This is a genomic window from Helicobacter sp. MIT 03-1614 (assembly GCF_000762925.2).
In the GTDB taxonomy this organism is placed as follows: Bacteria; Campylobacterota; Campylobacteria; order Campylobacterales; family Helicobacteraceae; genus Helicobacter_C; species Helicobacter_C hepaticus.
The window spans coordinates 16594-34506 of record NZ_JRMS02000006.1; the positions used below are offsets into that span (position 1 = coordinate 16594).

Below are 17913 nucleotides of genomic sequence, written 5' to 3' on the forward strand. Positions count from 1 at the left end.
TATTTAAAAGATTGTTTTTTCTTACATTATGTTATAATCCTTGATTAAAAATATTTTCGCTTTAATTTCATCTCAACTTATAAATAAAAGCTTAAAAAGAGGATATAAAGTTTTTATGGGTTTGCTTATTGCCTATTTTTTACTTGCAATTAGTATTTCTTTTGTGTGTTCGGTATTAGAAGCTGTGCTATTTTCAGTTACACCGCCTTTTATAGAAAGCTATCCTAAGATTCACCCAAAAAGTGGTAAGATTTTGCAGTATCTCAAAACAAATATTGATAATGCTATTGGGGCAATACTCATTGTAAATCTCTTTGCTAACACAGTGGGAGCAGCGGGTGTAGGTGTGCAGGCAGTAGAAATATTTGGTGAATCTTGGCAAGGTATAGTCGCATTTGTGATGACTATGAGTATTTTATATATTTCAGAAATTGTCCCTAAAACTATTGGTGCAACTTATTGGAAATCTCTCATCTTACCCGCTTGTTATGTGATTTTAACACTTTATTGGATTACTTTTCCATTGGTATATATTTCACGCGTTATTACACGATTACTTAAAAACAATCACACAAATCAAATGAGTCGCGATGAAATATTAGCTGTTATGGAGCTAGGCGAAAAAAGCGGTTCAATCAATGAGTTAGAAGGCGACATTTTAGAACATTTAATAGAGCAAAAATCACTCAAGGTAAAAGATATTATGACCCCAAAAGAGCAAATATTCGCCCTTGATGAACAAATGAGCATTAAAGAATCTATCAAGGCAACAAAGGAGCATAAATATTCGCGTATTCCGCTTTATGTAGCAATACCAAGCAATATTTGTTCAGTCGTATATCGCAAAAATATTTTACAAGCAATGCTAAATGGCAAAAAGAAAAAAATGCTTAAAGATTTTTCCAAAGACATTACTAAAATAGAAGAAAATGTGAGTTTGCTTGATTTATTAGAGCAATTTATCAACAAAAAAGAACATTTATTTGCTGTTGTAGATAAAAGGAATAATCTCGTAGGCATAGTAAGCCTTGATGATGTGATTATGGCTACCCTTAGCGTTGGGACACTTAAAAAGGACTAGAATGGAATTGCTCATTTTATATTGCATAATCGCTATTGCTGTGTGCTTTGTGTGTTCAATTATGGAATCTGTCTTTCTTTCTATCACACCCTCATTTGTTGCAAGCTATGAAAAAAGTAATCCTAAAATCGGTGGGCGATTGAAAGAGTTAAAAAATAATGTAGATGATGCTGAAGGGGCAATTTTGGTGCTTAATACCTTTGGCGTTACAGCTACTTCTACGGGTGTGGGCATTGAGGTGGCACATATTTTTGGCACAGAATGGCAGAGTTTTGGTGCAATAATCCTTACTATTGTGCTTATTTATGCCTGTGAGATTTTCCCCAAAACTTTGGGAGCAACTCATTGGAAAAGCTTTGTGCCTATTGTAACACTTAGCATTCATTATCTCCTTAAAATTACTTTCCCTTTTGTATGGATAGCTAAGCTTATTACACGTTTTGTTAAGCCAAAAAAAGGCAGTAATCCCATAAGTCGTGAGGAAATTCTCGCAGCAAGTCAAATTGGGCAAAAAGGTGGCTCAATCACAGCACGGGAGCAAAATATTATAGAGAATCTCCTTGAGTTAAAAAATTATCAAGCCTTTGATATACTCACGCCTAGAAGTGTTGTATTTGCGCTGCATCATAATATCACAATTAAAGAAGTTTTAGCACTTGAGGGCATTTATCATCATTCACAGATCCCTGTTTATGGCGAAAGTGTGGATAATATCATTGGTATTGTCTTAGCAGTAGATATTTTAGAAGAAGGCATTAAAAAAGAAAAAGAAAAGAAAATCTATGAGCTTATGCGTCCCGTGCATACTATCTCTCTTGATATTTCGGTTTTAAATCTGCTTAATCTTTTTATGAGTAAAAAAGAGCGATTTTTTGCCGTGCAAGATGCGTATGAGCAACTTATTGGTATCGTTACACTAGAAGATGTGATTGAAACGCTTTTGGGTGAGGAAATCATTGATGAATTTGATAAAACTCCTGATATGCAAAAACTCGCAAGAGAAAAGATAAAAGGCTACCGCTTAAAATATTTAAGTAAGCTAAAATAACTTTACTTTTGTATGTATTTTAAGCAGATTCTAGCATCTGCTTTTATTACCATTTTTCACTTTTTGTATATGTGCCAAAAACCTCATCGTGCAAAATAAATCCATCAAGTTTGCATTCTGTTTTTTCAAGTGTAATGTTCTCTCCTTGTTTTTGCACTTTGATATTACAAAAATCATTTGCAAATTCCATTGAATACACTTTAATAACCGCATTTTGCTTTGAAATAAGCGAAATAATGCGTGTTGTGGCATAATTTTGATCTTGTGGCTCTGTAACAAAATCTATGTTATGTTTCCACCAATCAAGAAAATCTTTGCCGTCTTTAGAATAATAAATTGAACAATAAAAATTCCCCATACCATCATTGCCCTCACCATCAGCACTCTGGTGTTCATTGACATAGCAGTTATCATCAATCAAAAAACCTAAACGCACACTTTTTCCATTTATTTGCATATCTTTGACATAGATACCACCCCATTGTTTATATAACTCTTTGAGTTTAGCCTTATCATCTGCATAAATATTTATTCCCAAAAATGCCAAAATCAAAATAAACCTAAACATTTTTTCTCCTCATTATGCTATTAAAGCCCATAGCGGGCAATTTTATGCCGTAATACCTCTAAATTCATACCTAATATATCACTTGCTTTTTGCACATCATTAGCAGATTCTATAAGTGTTTGAGCGATAAGCTGCTTTTCAAGCTCGGCAATCTTGCTTCCTTGCGCTTGAGGGACAAACCCAAATACACCACTTCGGCTCTCTAAAAATAAATCTTTTACGCTTATTTCATCTCCCTCACTTAAAATACCAGCTCGTTCAATAACAGAAAGCAATTCGCGCACATTACCGGGCCACTCATAAGACATAAGAGCTTCTTTAGCCTGAGATGAAAACCGCTTTTGTTCTAAACCATACTGCATACATACAGATTCTAATTTCCACTCGCTCAAGGGCAAAATCTCCTCTTTGCGCTCTTTAAGCGGTGGGATAGATAGGGGAATTGTCTGCAATCTAAAAAACAAATCCTCTCTAAATTCATTTTTGGCAATTTTTGCTTGTATATCGGCATTTGTAGCAGATATAAAGCGCACATCAATTTTGATAGGCTTTGAACTACCAAGTCGTGTCAGAGCCTTTTCTTGCAATACTCGCAAAAGTTTAGCTTGAAGAGCTAGAGGCATTTCTCCGATTTCATCTAAAAATACACTGCCTCCATTAGCATCTTCTAAAATACCCGGTTTAGCAGTTGTAGCATCTGTAAAAGCACCTTTTTCATACCCAAAGAGTTCAGATTCTAATAAATGCTCAGGGATTGCTGCCATATTAATAGCTATGAAAGGCGCATCTGCCCGATGAGAATTACGATGAATAAATTGTGCAAACACATCTTTACCTACACCACTCTGCCCTAAAAGTAGCACACTTGCATCAGTTTTTGCAACTTTGAGTGCAATAGCTTTAATCTCCTCTAATTTTGGAGAAGAAGCAATAAAATCCTTAAGAGAATCTGATAACTTAGCAGGGGATTTTTGTGCTATTTGGCGGACTTTATGGCTACGCTCTATGGCTTCAATAAATGTTTCTATCTCACAACCTTTAATAAGAAAATCTTTAACACCCAAACGAATGGATTTTATCGCATTTTGCACAGAAGCATTCCCTGTAATGACAATTGCCTCATATCGCCCATTAAGCTCTTGTAAAAAAGCTAAGCCATCCATTTGAGGCATATTAATATCTGTAATAACAAGCTCAAAACTCTCATCAAGCTTTTTTAGGGCATCTTTTGGATTCTTAAAACTGACAATCTCATATTGTGGATAATCTTCAAACGCGGTTTCTAATGATTTACGATAATTAATATCATCTTCTACGATTGCGATTTTCATACTCTCCCCTTTGATAAGATTTGTAACATAATGCTTTTATCAACAAGCTTTGCTTTAATCCTTGTGGGTGCAATTTCAAAGCTTACTCGCGAACTTAGAGCATTGTTTCTCCCCCTTGTAGATTCTTGCACATACACCTCATATGTATAAAAGCACTCTAATACTTGCTCTTTTTCTTGCTTAAGAATGGAAGTAATAAAATAAGGCATATCGTCCATAATAGGATACCTACTTGCATCAATTTCGCATTCAGCAGCGACTTGATAGCCTTTTTGATTTTGGTAATTCATTACGTGAGATACGCGATAAAGCTCTCCTAACGCAACATTATCTTTGCTTACCATTTTATAAGAGATAAGTAGCTCCACTTCAGCACCATCAAAGGATTCATTATAGGGAATCACATCAAGCTCATTTGCTCCATTGAGTATGCCTATACACAAAAGGAATATTAAGAGTTGCCCACGCATATAAACCTCCTCACTCTATTCTTACAATCCTTACTTTTAATTAACCCTCGCTTCCTTCTTCATCATTTATGTCTTCTTCTTTTGGCTCTTTTGGGCAAACATTAGCATAAGCCACTTTATCATCACCAACATTTACAATTTTTACCCCACTTGTATTGCGCCCAGCTTTACGTATAGCCTCTGTATCTACACGAATCATTTTACCTGAACTTGTCAGCACCATAAGATCCATATTTTCATCATTAATATTTACGACACTTACAAGCTTTCCTGTTCTAGGCGTAAGCTTCATTACAATGACTCCTTTACCAGCACGGCTTTGCAAACGATATTCTCCAGCCAAAGTTTGCTTACCAATACCACGCTCACTCACTGTTAAAAGCTTATCTGTATCATTAGCGATAGTCGTAGCTGCAATAACACAATCTTCGCTTGCTTTAAATTTAATACCTGTTACCCCACGACTTACACGCCCAATCTCACGCAATTCTTCAACACCAAAACGAATACACATACCTTGATAAGTGGCTATAAAAAGTTCTTTGATATGAGAATCAACAATATGTGCGGTTACAAGCTCATCATTTTCATCAAGGTTAATCGCTCTAACACCTATGCTACGAATATTGCCATATTCTTTAAGATTTGTGCGTTTAACAACACCATTTTTAGTAAAAAATACGAGTGATTTATCTTCATTAAAATCTGTGGTAGTAATAGTTGCCATAATTTTTTCATCAGCTTGAAGATTAATGAGATTTACTACCGCCTTTCCAATAGCTGTGCGTCCTGCTTCTGGAATCTTATACACCTTAAGCCAATAAAGCTGCCCTTTATTAGTAACAAACATAATCGTATCGTGCGTATTTGCCACAAAGAAAGATTCTATAAAATCATCATCGTGTGTATTACCACTAATTTTACCCTTACCACCACGATTTTGTTTTTCATAAGTCTTAAGCAATACACGCTTGACATAACCCCTATGACTCATTGTAACAACTACTTTTTCATTAGGGATTAAATCCTCCACATCAATGGCATCATAATCTTCTTCAATTTGTGTGCGCCTTTTAGTGCTAAATTTCTCTTTTATTTCTAAAAGCTCTTCTTTTACAATGGACTTAAGCTTATCTTCACTTTTAAGGATAGATTCTAAATATGCAATTTGAGCTTGAAGCTGGGCATATTCCTCATTAATCTTATCTCTCTCTAAGCCTGTAAGTCTCTGCAAACGCATTTCAAGTATAGCCTTAGCTTGCAATTCGCTTAATTTAAATTTAGACACAAGTGCATTTTTTGCTTCATCAGTATCCTTTGAAGCACGGATAGTTTTAATGACTTCGTCAATATTATCTAAGGCAATAATTAAACCCTCTAAAATATGCGCTCGCGCTTTAGCTTTCTCAAGCTCAAAAATACTCCTGCGGATAATAATTGTTTTACGATGAGCAATGAAAATCTGTAAGAGTTCAAGGAGATTGAAAATTTTGGGCTCTTTGTTATTAATTGCAAGCAGGATAATCCCAAAAGTGCTTTCCATTGTTGTGGATTTAAAAAGATGATTAAGCACAATTTCACTCATCGCATCACGTTTAAGCTCAATAACAACTCGTATACCCTCTCTATCGCTTTCATCACGCACTTCTGAAATACCATCAATAACCTTTTCTTTTGCTAATTCCGAAATTTGCTCAACAAGCTTTGCTTTATTCACTTGATAAGGCACTTCATCAATGACAATCACATCTTTGGTTTTTGTCTTTTCAATATGCACCTTTGCACGCACACGAATGCGTCCCCGCCCTGTCCGATAAGCTTCTAAAATTCCTGCTTTGCCATAGATAATTCCACCTGTTGGAAAATCCGGTCCCTGCACAATATCAAGCAAGTCTTCCACATCTTGCGTATTTTTATCAATCACCATAATAAGCGCATCTATAATCTCATCAATGCGATGCGGAGGAATAGAAGTCGCCATACCTACCGCAATACCGCTTGAACCATTTACAAGCAAATTTGGGAATCTCGTAGGCAAAACATCTGGTTCATAAAGCGTATTATCATAATTTGGCACAAATTCAACCGTGTCTTTATCAATATCACGGAGCATCTCCTCACTTGCACTTGTCATACGTGCCTCTGTATAACGCATAGCCGCTGCGCCATCGCCATCAATAGAACCAAAATTTCCTTGCCCATCAACAAGTTCAAGTCGCATAGAAAAATCCTGTGCCATACGCACAAGTGCATCATATACCGCAGTATCTCCGTGTGGGTGATATTTACCAATTACATCGCCTACGATTCTCGCACTTTTCTTATATGGACGACGTGGTGAGAGATTAAGCTCATTCATTGCATATAAGATTCTTCTATGCACAGGCTTCAGTCCATCTTTTGCGTCAGGCAAGGCTCTCCCCACAATAACGCTCATTGAATAATCAAGATAACTCTCTTTGATAGAATCATCAATTTTCACATCTATATTATTATCTTCTATTAGGCTATCCATTGTCTCTCCCAATCTAGGTTTTAGCGCTATTTTAGCCCAAATTCACTAAAAATAGGCTTACTTCTTAAGTAAAAGCATTATATAATTCTTCTTTGGCATATTATCTTTAAATACAAAAAGTGAGAATCTTAATCAAATATGGAAATAACAGAAAAAATTATCCTTTTGTGTCTTATAGGATTTTTTGGTGCGATAACGCCCGGACCCGATATACTTCTTACCTTGAAAACAACTTTGCGATTTGGTATGGCTCAAGGATTAAAAGTGCTCCTTGGCATTGCAAGCGGCTGGTGTTTGTATTTAGGGCTTATATACGCAGGTTTGAGCCATTGGCTAAACACTCCTATCTTACAACTTACTCTTAGTTTAATAGGTGGATTCTATCTTCTTTATTTAGGTTATTTAATATTGAGTGCGCCCTCTTTGACATATGATTTAAACATAGAAAAAAATAATATGCCTCAAGATGGATTTATGCAGGGATTACTCCTCAATCTCTCTAACCCCAAGGCAATCTTATTTTTCATATTTTTGGTAACACCTTTTATTGATGAGGGTATGGGAATAGGTTTAATTGCACTATGGTGTTCACTTTTTAGCGCTTTTATATTTGTGATTATTTGCGCAAGTGTAGCTAAACAATATATGAATACAAAAATTTTTAACATCATTGATATCATTTGTGGTGTGCTTTTTGTATGTTTTGGGTGGCTTTTATGTTTTGAATTTGGTGATCTAGTTGCAACTCTATTTATAAAAAAATAAAAAGAATCTTAACTATTTTGTATCATTTTGTATCATTTGAAAATATTTTCCTCATTAATAAAGTAAAATAGTAACACTTATATCCATATCTTATACTATTAAGTCCATTTTCAAGGCAAAATTTATTTTATTATCTGTTAGAATGCTCATTATTTTACTCAATAAGGAATCTCAATGGACATTTTACACAATATAATTGATAGCACAAATGGGTTTTTATATACTTATTGGCTCGTTTTTGCTTTGATTGCTTGTGGTTTATATCTTAGTATTCGCACACGTTTTATTCAACTTCGTTTTCTCAAAGATGCTTTTATGGTGCTTAATGAACGCAGTCATCAAAAACATATTTCACCTTTTGGCGCACTGATGATTTCCACTGCTTCACGCGTAGGCATTGGCAATATTGTAGGAGTGTCAATCGCTATTGTAAGCGGTGGTGTTGGTGCGTTGTTTTGGATGTGGGTAACTGCACTTGTAGGAGGGGCAAGCGCATTTATAGAATCTACTCTTGCTCAAGTGTATAAACGCAAAGATGGGGAGCATCGCTACAAAGGTGGTCCTGCTTATTACATTGAAACAGCTTTGCATTCTCGCGCACTTGGCATTATTTTTGCCATATCACTTATCTTGTGTTTTACTTATGGATTCAATGGTTTGCAATCCTACACGCTTACATCAGCCTTTGAGATTTTTGTAGGCAATGAAGTTTTTAACGAGGGGGGGGGCTTTACTGCTTTTGTTGGACTTATTCTTGCTGCTCTTGTGTCATTCTTTTTCTTTGGTGGTGGCAAAAGTTCTGCAACCATTTCATCAGTGCTTGTCCCTATTATGGCTTTTGGTTATCTTGTAGTGGCACTTATCGTTATTGGTATGAATCTAGAAAAAATACCTATGATTTTTAACAATATTTTGAAAGAAGCCTTTAATTTTCAAGCCATTTTTAGCGGTTTTGCAGGAAGTGCAATTGTTATTGGGATAAAACGTGGATTGTTCTCTAATGAAGCAGGTATGGGTTCTGCACCCAATGCCGCTGCAGCTGCTCACACAAGCCACCCGGCTAAACAAGGTATGGTACAAACACTCTCTGTTTTTATTGACACACTCATTATTTGTTCGGCAAGTGCCTTTATGGTATTATGCTCCGATTTAAGCAATACAAGCGAATTAAAAGGTATGATATTAATGCAAAATGTTATGCAAGGCTACTTTGGCACTTTTGGCTTATTCTTTGTGAGTATTGCTATTGTGCTGTTTGCCTTTACTTCGCTCATTGGAAATTACTTTTATGCAGAGGCAAATTTTAAATTTATCACAAACAATAAACTTGCCTTGCAAATTTTTAGATGTTCTGCAGTAGTAATGGTCTTTATTGGTGCACAGCTTAATTTGCAGCTTGCGTGGGATTTGGCTGATATTTTTATGGGCTTTATGGCAAGTGTTAATATCATTGCTATTTTACTTTTAAGCAATATCGCTATTAGGGTGCTCAAAGATTATGAAAAACAACGTAAAGAAGGAAAAAATCCAACATTTAAAGCTGCTGATGTAGGTATTTACAATACTGAATTTTGGAAGTAGATTCTATAAATTTAGAATCTATGCCTTAAATCCACGCTTTGAGATATGCTTTTAAATTTTGTGCTACATCGCTCCAATCGTTCATTTTGCTTTGTGTCATACATACCACATCTTCATACCACGGAGTAAAGATGCCATTGCCCCAACGCCAATCATAACGTTTATTTAAAAGAACTATGGTGTGTTTGCCCACACTTGCGCTCAAATGTGCTACGGCTGTATCAATACTAATCACCATATCCATATCTTTAATAATATGAAATGTATCAACAAAATCCTCCATAGGCAACTGATTAATACCATATTTGCCTAATCCATCTGTATCGTGTTGTGCTTTATTGAGTGAATAAATCTCTATATTATGATTTTTCTTATATCCTTCTAAAGCACTCATAAGCACCTCAAGTGGTATATTTTTATTTGCTGCTTCAGGAAACTCCGAATCTGTGCTAAAGCAAATTCCAATTTTTCTTACCTTTTTATTCTCACTTTCTAACTGATGTTTATCTTGACTTTGCATCATAAAAGGTGCAAAGTACAAATCTTGTATGTTACTTACTCCGAGTGCAAGTGGCAAAGATAAAAGTGAAATCGCCACATCAAAATCCATCCCCTCATCTCTATGGGATACACTAGGAATCTCTAACATTTGAAAAAACTTTAAAAGTGGCTGCTGAACGATGACGCTTACATTTTGGGCATATTTTTGAAGCAAGGGTAAAAATCGTGCAAACATTATAGAATCTCCAAGTCCCTGCTCGTGATATACAAGCACCTTTTTACCCTCAAACTGCTGTGCCCCTTTGGATTCTAAGTTATATTGCCATATATTATTTATTCCTTGTGGCAACATCTGCGGTAACTTTTTACGCTCTTCGTAGATTCTAAAACCTTGCTCAAAGTGCAAATGACGTAACAAAAAATGCGCATAATTAATGCAATATTCCACCTTTGCAGGATTAAGTGCTATGGCTTGCTGATAAAGCGTTTGGGTAAGCTGCATATCTGCGTTGGCATAATTAAGAGCATTAGCATAATTAAATAAAAAATCCGCATCATTTTTATAATATTGATAAATCGCCGCATAAACCTCAAGGGCTTTACTAAAAAGCCCAATTTGCACATAAGTATGCGCAAGATTCACACCTGCATCTAAGTAGCCTCTATTCAACGCACTCAAATACAATTCTATCGCTTCACCAAATTGTTTGATACTTACTTGTGCATTTGCAAGATTAAACATAGCACCCAAATCATTAGGGTCAAGTTTAATGGCAATCGCATAATGTTTTATTGAATTTTGAGAATCTTCTAAATCCGAATAAGCTTTGGCAAGATTAAAATGAAAAGTTGAATTATGCTCTAAAGTGCTCTCTTGCAACAAACTTGCTTCTAGCTCTTCAATACAATGTTTAGGATTCCCACTGCGGCGATAAGCTTCAGCAAGATTGAGCTTGTGATTAACCTGTTTAGGCTCGTATTTACTAGCTTGAGTAAAATATTCTATTGCTCTCTCATATATTTTGAGTTCAAGTGCAACAATACCTGCGAGATTCCATATATCTGCCCTTGTGCAGTCTATACTTAGAATCTGAATGCATATATCCGCACATTGATGATAAGACTTTGATTCATAAAGCTGATACGCCATTTGCATAGCAGAATCAATATTAAAATGCTGTTGAGACATATATTACCTTTGAAGATTTCCTCCAAAAGTTTAAGCAAAAAAAATGCCACCCTCTAGGATTTATTTAAGATTTCCCTAAAAGGTGGCACATTATAGAGTAGAAAAAATTAAAATACTACACCAAAAATCAAAGAAATACGTTGGTAGTCTTCTTTAAAATCTTTTGGCCTCACTGCATTTGCATTGATACTAGCACCGGGTGTGCGTGAAGAGCTTGTCATTTGTCCCATTACATAGCGCAACCCTACACTAAAGACATTTGATACCTTAACTCCCGCTCCAATACCATAGGTAAGCCCGTGATAAGTATGTTCTAAAGAAGTATCATTTTGCACATCACTCACAAAATAAGGCTCTTTTAAACTATGATAAGCATAACCTACCATACCTTGAATATAAAAATAACGCGCTTGCACACCTACAATTACAGGCACTTGCACACCCCAGCCATTAAAGCCTATATCTTGCATTACTTTTGAACCACCGGGCAAATTATTAACAACACCATCTAGGAATGCGTTTGAGTTTCCTGTGAATTTTAAATATATAGGTGCAGTAATCTCTGTCCCAATATAAGGACGCAAACCGCTTGCAGACTTAATAGCAGTAATATATACTGAATAACCAATATCTGCAGAATGTAAATTTAAATCACCAATGCTTGAATATGAATATCCCAAATGTCCTTCGTTGAATAGATACCAACGCGCTACATTTCCCGCTTTATTAGAACCACTGAGAATAGAGCCACTTGCAAAATTCCCTAAAAGTTGTTTTTTCGCATCACCAAGCGATTTTTGATTATTTGATGGTGCACCTAACACCACACTTCCAGCCAATACAAACATTAAAAACATTTTTTTTACCATTGTATAACTCCTTTTATGGTTTAAACTGCCTATGATACCATAATAAACTAATATCGGCTTAAAATCGGTTTTTTATATTTTCTCTTAAGTGATTTTCTACGGCATTCACCTAGAAGAAACAAAAGGTGTAATTATAGCAGCGGGAGAAAGGTTTGTTGCGTGGAAAATTACACTGCCATAGAGCCGAGCATAATACTTCATCAAATTTTTTTGTAATATAGGCTCAATGCTTGGCACAAACCACGCATTATTGCTTGTTACAATCACATATTGTGGATAATCCGCATAGAATCCACGATTGCTTCCCTCATAGCAAATAGCATTTTTAAATTTTATTTCTGCAATATCAAAATATCCAAAATCTTTCCCAGCACTAAATCCGCCAATGCCTTGAAAAAATGTATTTACAAGTGGCAGTAAAAAAGAGGGGAGAGTCTCACCAAAAGGCACAAGATGGACTTTATCGTAGAAAGAAACTTTGCCTTTATCAAATTTATAGGTGCTATTGAAATAAAATGCATTTCCATCTGTGTGTATCTCTTCACGTAATGCCCCCACAATAATAACAATTTTATGGCTCATCTCTAAAAGCGAGTCAAAATATGGAAAATATTGAGAATCTAAAGGCACATAAAATGCACTCTCGGGTAGAATTATCACATCATATTCTTCATTAATTGCCTTTTGTATATCACTTATATGTTCGCTAAATATGCTTTTTGCTTCTCTCATACGATAATCAAAATCCTGACTCACAGCACTTTGAGCAAGTTTAATTTTAAGTGGGGGTAGATTCTGTATTTTTGAATCCTTAAGTCCAAAATCAAGTGCAAAAACAAGGCAAATCACTCCTCCTAACTTCCACCAAGTTTTATACTTAAATAAAATCCATAGAGCGAGAATTGAGAGTGCAAAGCTTAATTTATCCACACCAATATAGCTATATGCAAATACACTCTCTGGCACAATCCAATCAAAGCCAAAAGGTGTAAGATAACTTAAAAGTAATAAAAACGCAAATCGCACAATCAAACATTCACACCATAGACCAATATAAAATACAAAACCCATAAAAATACCACAAGCTATTACAACTAAAGGAATAAGAAAGCTCATATCAAAATATCTAAGTCCTAAACTTATCCAATAAAACCATAGCATTCCAATAAAGAATCCAACGCCAAAGCGACGATTTTTAGGAACAAAAAGCACACTTGCAATACTGAATAAACCAAGTAATGAAGCAAGTAATGGTGATATTGCTTTATCATAACTTTCCAAAACCCACTGCGCATAAAAAGGTAACACATATAAAAATGCAAATATAAAAGATATAAAATGCCATAGAATTGTTGGTTTGTAAGTCTGTGGTTTATAAAAAGAAAAATGCGTATAAGGTATAGAAATAAATCTGAGGCGTATTTGCCTCATTAATCGCATAAAATAAAGCTGTATTGAATGTAAATAAGACATTATTTAAATGTTGTGCCACCATCAATAACGATTGTCTGTCCTGTAAGCCACGCACTTTGCGTTTCATCACAAAGAAAAAATGCTGCTCCTGCTAAATCTTCAGGTGTCCCCATACGATTAAGAGGAGATTCTTCCTCCACCTTAGCTTTTACTTGTGCATAATCAGGAAATGCTTTGAGCGCATCGGTATCAATAGGTCCTCCACTCACTGCATTTACGCGTATGCCCCACTCGCCAAGCTCTGTCGCTGCATATTTTACCATAGTTTCTACTGCATTTTTAGAATTTCCGTGTCCTGCATAATTTGGCATATACACAAGATTCCCTGTTGAACTTAAAGAAACAATAGCTCCACCACCAACTTCTTTCATACGTTTAGCTGCTTCTTGCGCACCTACAACAAAAGCGAGCACGGTTGCTGTATAAATGTTATTAAGCCCACGCGGTTTAAGTCGCATAAATGGTGCAAATCCACCCGCTACACTTTTGCCATAAATAATTGCATTAGATACAAAAAAATCTACGCGTGAAAAATCTTCATCAATTTTTTTAAATAATTCTATATATTGTTCTGGTTCAAGCACATTGAGTGGATAAAATCTCGCTTTAATGCCATATTTAGTTTCAACATCTTGAGCGATCTTTTGGGCTTCCTCTTCGTTTTTATTATAAGTAAAAGCGACATTTACACCATTTTGAGCAAATTTATATAAAATTGCCTTGCCAATACCTCGTGTCGCACCGCTAATAACAAGTGTTTTGCCTTTCATAAAATGTGTTGTAGAATCTTGAGCATTTTTCATTCTTTCACCTCGTATTTTTCTAAGATTTGTTGTATTTTAGCCATATTTTCCTTAGAAGGTGGCACTAATGGCAAACGATATTCCAAGTTTTTTAATAATCCTGCTAAAAACATTGCCGCTTTAATGGGCACAGGATTACTTTCACAAAAAAGTATCTTGTTCATCTCATAAAGCCTTGTATTAATCTCATAGCTTTTTTCCATATTACCTTGTAAAGCATAATGCGTTAAATCAGCAATCTCTTGTGGGAAAAGATTACCGGTTACAGATATAACGCCTTTACCATTATTTGCAAGTATGGGGTAATTGATTACATCTTCTCCACTTAAAAGTGCAAGATTAGGCACTTCTGCACCAAAAGCCACGACTCTTTCCATAAGTCCAGCTGCCTCCTTAATTGCATAAATATTTTTACAAGCATCACGCAGACGTTTAGCAGTTTCTATCTCTATACTTACTCCTGTGCGTGATGGAACATTATAAAGCATTACAGGAATCTCCACCGCATTAGCCACAGCCTTATAATGCTCAAACAAACCCTCTTGTGTAGGTTTATTATAATAAGGTGTAACACATAATAGCGCATCTGCACCGCATTTTTGGGCAAAAAGTGCAAGTTCTTTTGCCTCGCTTGTAGAATTACTCCCTGCGCCTGCAAGCACTTTTACTTTACTACCCCTACATACCGCTACGGCAACTTCAATACATTCCATATGTTCTTTATGCGAAAGTGTAGCCGATTCTCCTGTCGTGCCTACTGGCACACAAGCGTCCATACCATAGGTAATTTGCCGCTTAATGAGTGTTTCATATGTTTCAAAATCAACCTTATGATTTATAAATGGTGTGATTAATGCACTCATTGCCCCAAAAACCATAATCACCTCCCCTTGTCCTTTAAAATCACCACACTTAGTGTATCTTCTACAAAATATTTATTTGCTACCTGCTGAATCTTATCTAAGTTAAGAGTATTTATATCTCTTTCATAAGAAAGTAATGGTTTAATATCTCCTCGCACAAGATAACTCCCAAAAAGCCCTGCAACCTCTGAAGAATTTTCAAGACTATAAATAAAATTTGCACGCGTATTGACCTTAACCTTATCAAGCTCTTCTTGGGAAATATGACCTTTTTTAATATTTTCTAATATCTTATACACTTCTTCTTCAATTTTTTCAGCTCTGACACCCTGTTTTGCCGCAACAATGAGTAAAAATACACTCTCATCTTTCATATCCATATTATATGCGTATGCGCTAGTGGCAATTTGCTGTTTATCAATAAGTTCTCTCTGAAAAATACTTGATTTACCAGCGCTTAGAATCTCGCCTATTGCGCTTAATGCCACTTGGTCTTCGCTTAAATAATTAGGAATCTTATATCCCATAGCAAGAAACTCCACTTGAGAATCTTTTTTTACTATATTGCGCCTCATACCATCTTGTTTTGGCTCTTTTGCCCTAACTTGCGGAATATCCGAAGAAGTATTTTTAAGTTTTCCAAAATATTGAGTTGCACTTTGAAAAACAACATTTGGTTCAATATCGCCACTTACTAATACAATAGCATTCTGTGGTTGGTAATAAGTGCGATAAAATGAGCGAATATCATCAATATTCCAACTTTGAATATCTTGCATAAAACCAATAGGTGTCCAATGATAAGGGTGATAGACAAAAGCAGTATTAAAGAAACGAAAATATAAATATCCCATAGGTGAATTATCTGTCCGCCACAATCGCTCCTCTGCTACTACATTGCGTTCGGGTTCAAACTCATCTTCTTTTAGCAAAAGATTACTCATAAGTTCAGAAAAAAGCTCTAAAGATTTATCAAGATTCTCAACGCTTGATTTAATAAAATAACGTGTATAATCAAAGCTTGTTGAAGCATTATTCACACCTCCAAAGCCTTTTACAATCTCATCAAATTCTCCTGCTTTGAGCTTATCCGTGGATTTAAAGCTTAAATGCTCAAGCATATGTGCGATGCCACTTTTGCCCATTACTTCATTACGACTTCCAACCTTATAAAAAATATTTGTCTCAATTACACCACTCTTATTATTCAATGGCACGACCACAATTTGTAGTCCATTATCAAGATGTTTTGTATAATGTTTTGGCAAGGAACTTGGGACCAATGATGGGGTGCTCACCATATTAGAAATACTCATTAATACTCCTAAAATCAAAAACTTCACAGCTTACTCTTTGGGAATCTCTGCCGTATTTTCCCTCACTTTAGATAATGAGGGCTGTGAGTTAGATAAGTTTTTCTTGGCAGAGTTTACATTCTTATGTGTCGTTGGCTTTGGAGATTCTGTAGAATCTAACTTTTGTTGTGCTTTTGCATTTTCCTTTGAGGCGGTTTTTTTTGTTGCAGATGCTCTATTTGCATTTGTGTTTCTTGTAGTAGCTGGTTTCTTTTGAGATTCTACTTTTTGAGCAGATTTTTTGGATTTGCTTGTGCGAAGGCTTGTGGAAATCTCTGTATTTACCTCCATAGAATCCAAAGAATCCAATGCCTGTGCCGCTTTTGATTTTCTTCCACGTTTTGGCTTATGGGCTATATCCTGCCCTACTGCCTCATACAAATGTGTAAAACCATCTTCTTTTAAATATTGAAGTAGCCCCTCATTGATTTGTTGACACAATCTTGGACCTTCAAAAATTAATCCACTTAACACTTGCACAAGTGATGCACCAAGCTTGATACGCTCATAAGCTTCAAGTGCGCTATCAACGCCTCCAACAGAAATAAGTGCAGTTTTGCCAAAAAATGCTTCACTTAAGATTCTAAGCACTTCTTTTGACTTCTTTTTTAATGCCTCACCACTAATGCCTCCTGTCTCCCTTGCATTTGTAAGCACAGCATAATCAATAGTGGTATTTGTTGCAATCACACCATTTGCACCATATTTGATACTCATTTCAACTATTTTGAGCATTTCATCTTTATCCATATCGGGAGATATTTTTATAAAAAGCGGTTTTTGAGTATATGAGCGCGCCATAGTAAAAAGCTCTTGCACAAAATGCACATTTTGTAAATCACGTAAATTCGGTGTATTTGGAGAGGAGAGATTAAAAACAAAATAATCTCCCACAGACAAACAATCAAGTAAAACATTTTCATAATTTTTAAGCGAATCGCTTTGTGCAATAATTTTATTTTTACCTACATTAATCCCAAGCGGAATACTATAAGGATAAATATTTTTAAGGCGTTGCACTATTTCAAGCGAACCTTGATTGTTAAACCCCATTTCATTTTGCAAACTTCTTTCCTCTACATAACGAAAAAGGCGAGGTTTTGGATTTCCCTCTTGAGGAGATTGGGTAATTGTGCCAATCTCTAAAAAGCCAAATCCCAATGCCGAAAGTCCTCGCACCATCGTTGCATTTTTATCAAATCCTGCAGCCAAACCTACTGGATTGTAGAATCTTAGACCAGCAACTTCCATATTTAAGTGCTCATCAACAACACAATATTTTCCAGCTACATAATCTTGCACTAAAGGCAAAGGCACTATATGCTTAAGTGCCAATTCTGCCATACAATGAGCCTTTTCAGCATCAAGCTTAAAAAGATAAGGGGAAAGCATTTTATACAATGACATAAGACACCTCAATGAAGTTATGAGTTAAAGAAATAAACTTAAGGTGCTATTGTAGCAAAAAAAATAAACTCACGCATAACAATATTTTAAGCAT

General features: G+C 35.6%; 15 protein-coding genes. 4 read left to right on the plus strand and 11 right to left on the minus strand.

The window, feature by feature from the left end; genetic code table 11:
* Positions 1 to 115 precede the first annotated feature (115 nt).
* Both LS66_RS05160 and LS66_RS05165 read left to right on the plus strand, forming a co-directional pair.
* Positions 116 to 1081 (plus strand): CNNM domain-containing protein, encoded by a 966-nt coding sequence (locus LS66_RS05160; protein WP_138091923.1) that lies wholly within the window; start codon positions 116 to 118, stop codon positions 1079 to 1081.
* Between the two features lies 1 nt (position 1082).
* Positions 1083 to 2129: a CNNM domain-containing protein gene (locus tag LS66_RS05165; protein WP_034366091.1), complete on the plus strand. Its 1047-nt coding sequence runs from the start codon at positions 1083 to 1085 to the stop codon at positions 2127 to 2129.
* Positions 2130 to 2175: 46 nt separating this feature from the next.
* Here the strand turns inward: LS66_RS05165 and LS66_RS05170 are convergent, their stop codons facing one another.
* Genes LS66_RS05170 through gyrA form a run of 4 tightly spaced genes read right to left on the minus strand, consistent with a single transcriptional unit; the run spans position 2176 to position 7013 of the window.
* Positions 2176 to 2697: a hypothetical protein gene (locus LS66_RS05170; protein ID WP_034366094.1), complete on the minus strand. Its 522-nt coding sequence runs from the start codon at positions 2695 to 2697 to the stop codon at positions 2176 to 2178.
* 20 nt (positions 2698 to 2717) lie between these two features.
* The gene (locus LS66_RS05175; protein ID WP_034366096.1) at positions 2718 to 4028 is read right to left on the minus strand and encodes a sigma-54 dependent transcriptional regulator; all 1311 of its coding nucleotides are present in this window, start codon (positions 4026 to 4028) and stop codon (positions 2718 to 2720) included.
* Positions 4025 to 4498, minus strand: coding sequence for a hypothetical protein (locus LS66_RS05180; RefSeq protein ID WP_011116474.1), 474 nt, complete (start codon positions 4496 to 4498; stop codon positions 4025 to 4027). Before LS66_RS05180 ends, LS66_RS05175 begins: the two co-directional genes overlap by 4 nt.
* A gap of 40 nt (positions 4499 to 4538) precedes the next feature.
* Positions 4539 to 7013: a DNA topoisomerase (ATP-hydrolyzing) subunit A gene (gyrA, locus tag LS66_RS05185; protein WP_011116473.1), complete on the minus strand. Its 2475-nt coding sequence runs from the start codon at positions 7011 to 7013 to the stop codon at positions 4539 to 4541.
* 138 nt (positions 7014 to 7151) lie between these two features.
* Between gyrA and LS66_RS05190 the strand changes: the two genes are divergently transcribed.
* A complete protein-coding gene (locus LS66_RS05190) occupies positions 7152 to 7778 on the plus strand; it encodes a LysE family translocator (RefSeq protein WP_034366098.1) in 627 nt (208 codons plus the stop codon).
* A 174-nt stretch (positions 7779 to 7952) separates the two neighbouring features.
* A complete protein-coding gene (locus LS66_RS05195) occupies positions 7953 to 9359 on the plus strand; it encodes a sodium:alanine symporter family protein (protein WP_011116471.1) in 1407 nt (468 codons plus the stop codon).
* Between the two features lie 25 nt (positions 9360 to 9384).
* On the opposite strand, the gene LS66_RS05200 is transcribed toward LS66_RS05195, so the two are convergent.
* The 7 genes from LS66_RS05200 to LS66_RS05230 form a co-directional block, all read right to left on the minus strand.
* Positions 9385 to 11049 (minus strand): tetratricopeptide repeat protein, encoded by a 1665-nt coding sequence (locus LS66_RS05200; protein ID WP_034366101.1) that lies wholly within the window; start codon positions 11047 to 11049, stop codon positions 9385 to 9387.
* A 107-nt stretch (positions 11050 to 11156) separates the two neighbouring features.
* A complete protein-coding gene (locus LS66_RS05205) occupies positions 11157 to 11918 on the minus strand; it encodes a hypothetical protein (RefSeq protein ID WP_034366103.1) in 762 nt (253 codons plus the stop codon).
* Positions 11919 to 12023: 105 nt separating this feature from the next.
* On the minus strand, positions 12024 to 13349 hold the full coding sequence (locus LS66_RS05210) for an apolipoprotein N-acyltransferase (protein WP_034366123.1): 1326 nt from the start codon (positions 13347 to 13349) through the stop codon (positions 12024 to 12026).
* 41 nt (positions 13350 to 13390) lie between these two features.
* Positions 13391 to 14194, minus strand: coding sequence for an enoyl-ACP reductase (locus tag LS66_RS05215; RefSeq protein WP_011116467.1), 804 nt, complete (start codon positions 14192 to 14194; stop codon positions 13391 to 13393).
* Positions 14191 to 15072, minus strand: a complete 882-nt coding sequence (gene dapA / locus LS66_RS05220; protein ID WP_034366106.1) for a 4-hydroxy-tetrahydrodipicolinate synthase — start codon at positions 15070 to 15072, stop codon at positions 14191 to 14193. The genes LS66_RS05215 and dapA overlap by 4 nt, the downstream gene beginning before the upstream one ends.
* Before the next feature lie 2 nt (positions 15073 to 15074).
* Positions 15075 to 16373, minus strand: coding sequence for a pitrilysin family protein (locus LS66_RS05225; RefSeq protein WP_052057346.1), 1299 nt, complete (start codon positions 16371 to 16373; stop codon positions 15075 to 15077).
* Between the two features lie 30 nt (positions 16374 to 16403).
* Positions 16404 to 17819, minus strand: coding sequence for a quinone-dependent dihydroorotate dehydrogenase (locus LS66_RS05230; protein WP_034366108.1), 1416 nt, complete (start codon positions 17817 to 17819; stop codon positions 16404 to 16406).
* Positions 17820 to 17913: the final 94 nt, after the last annotated feature.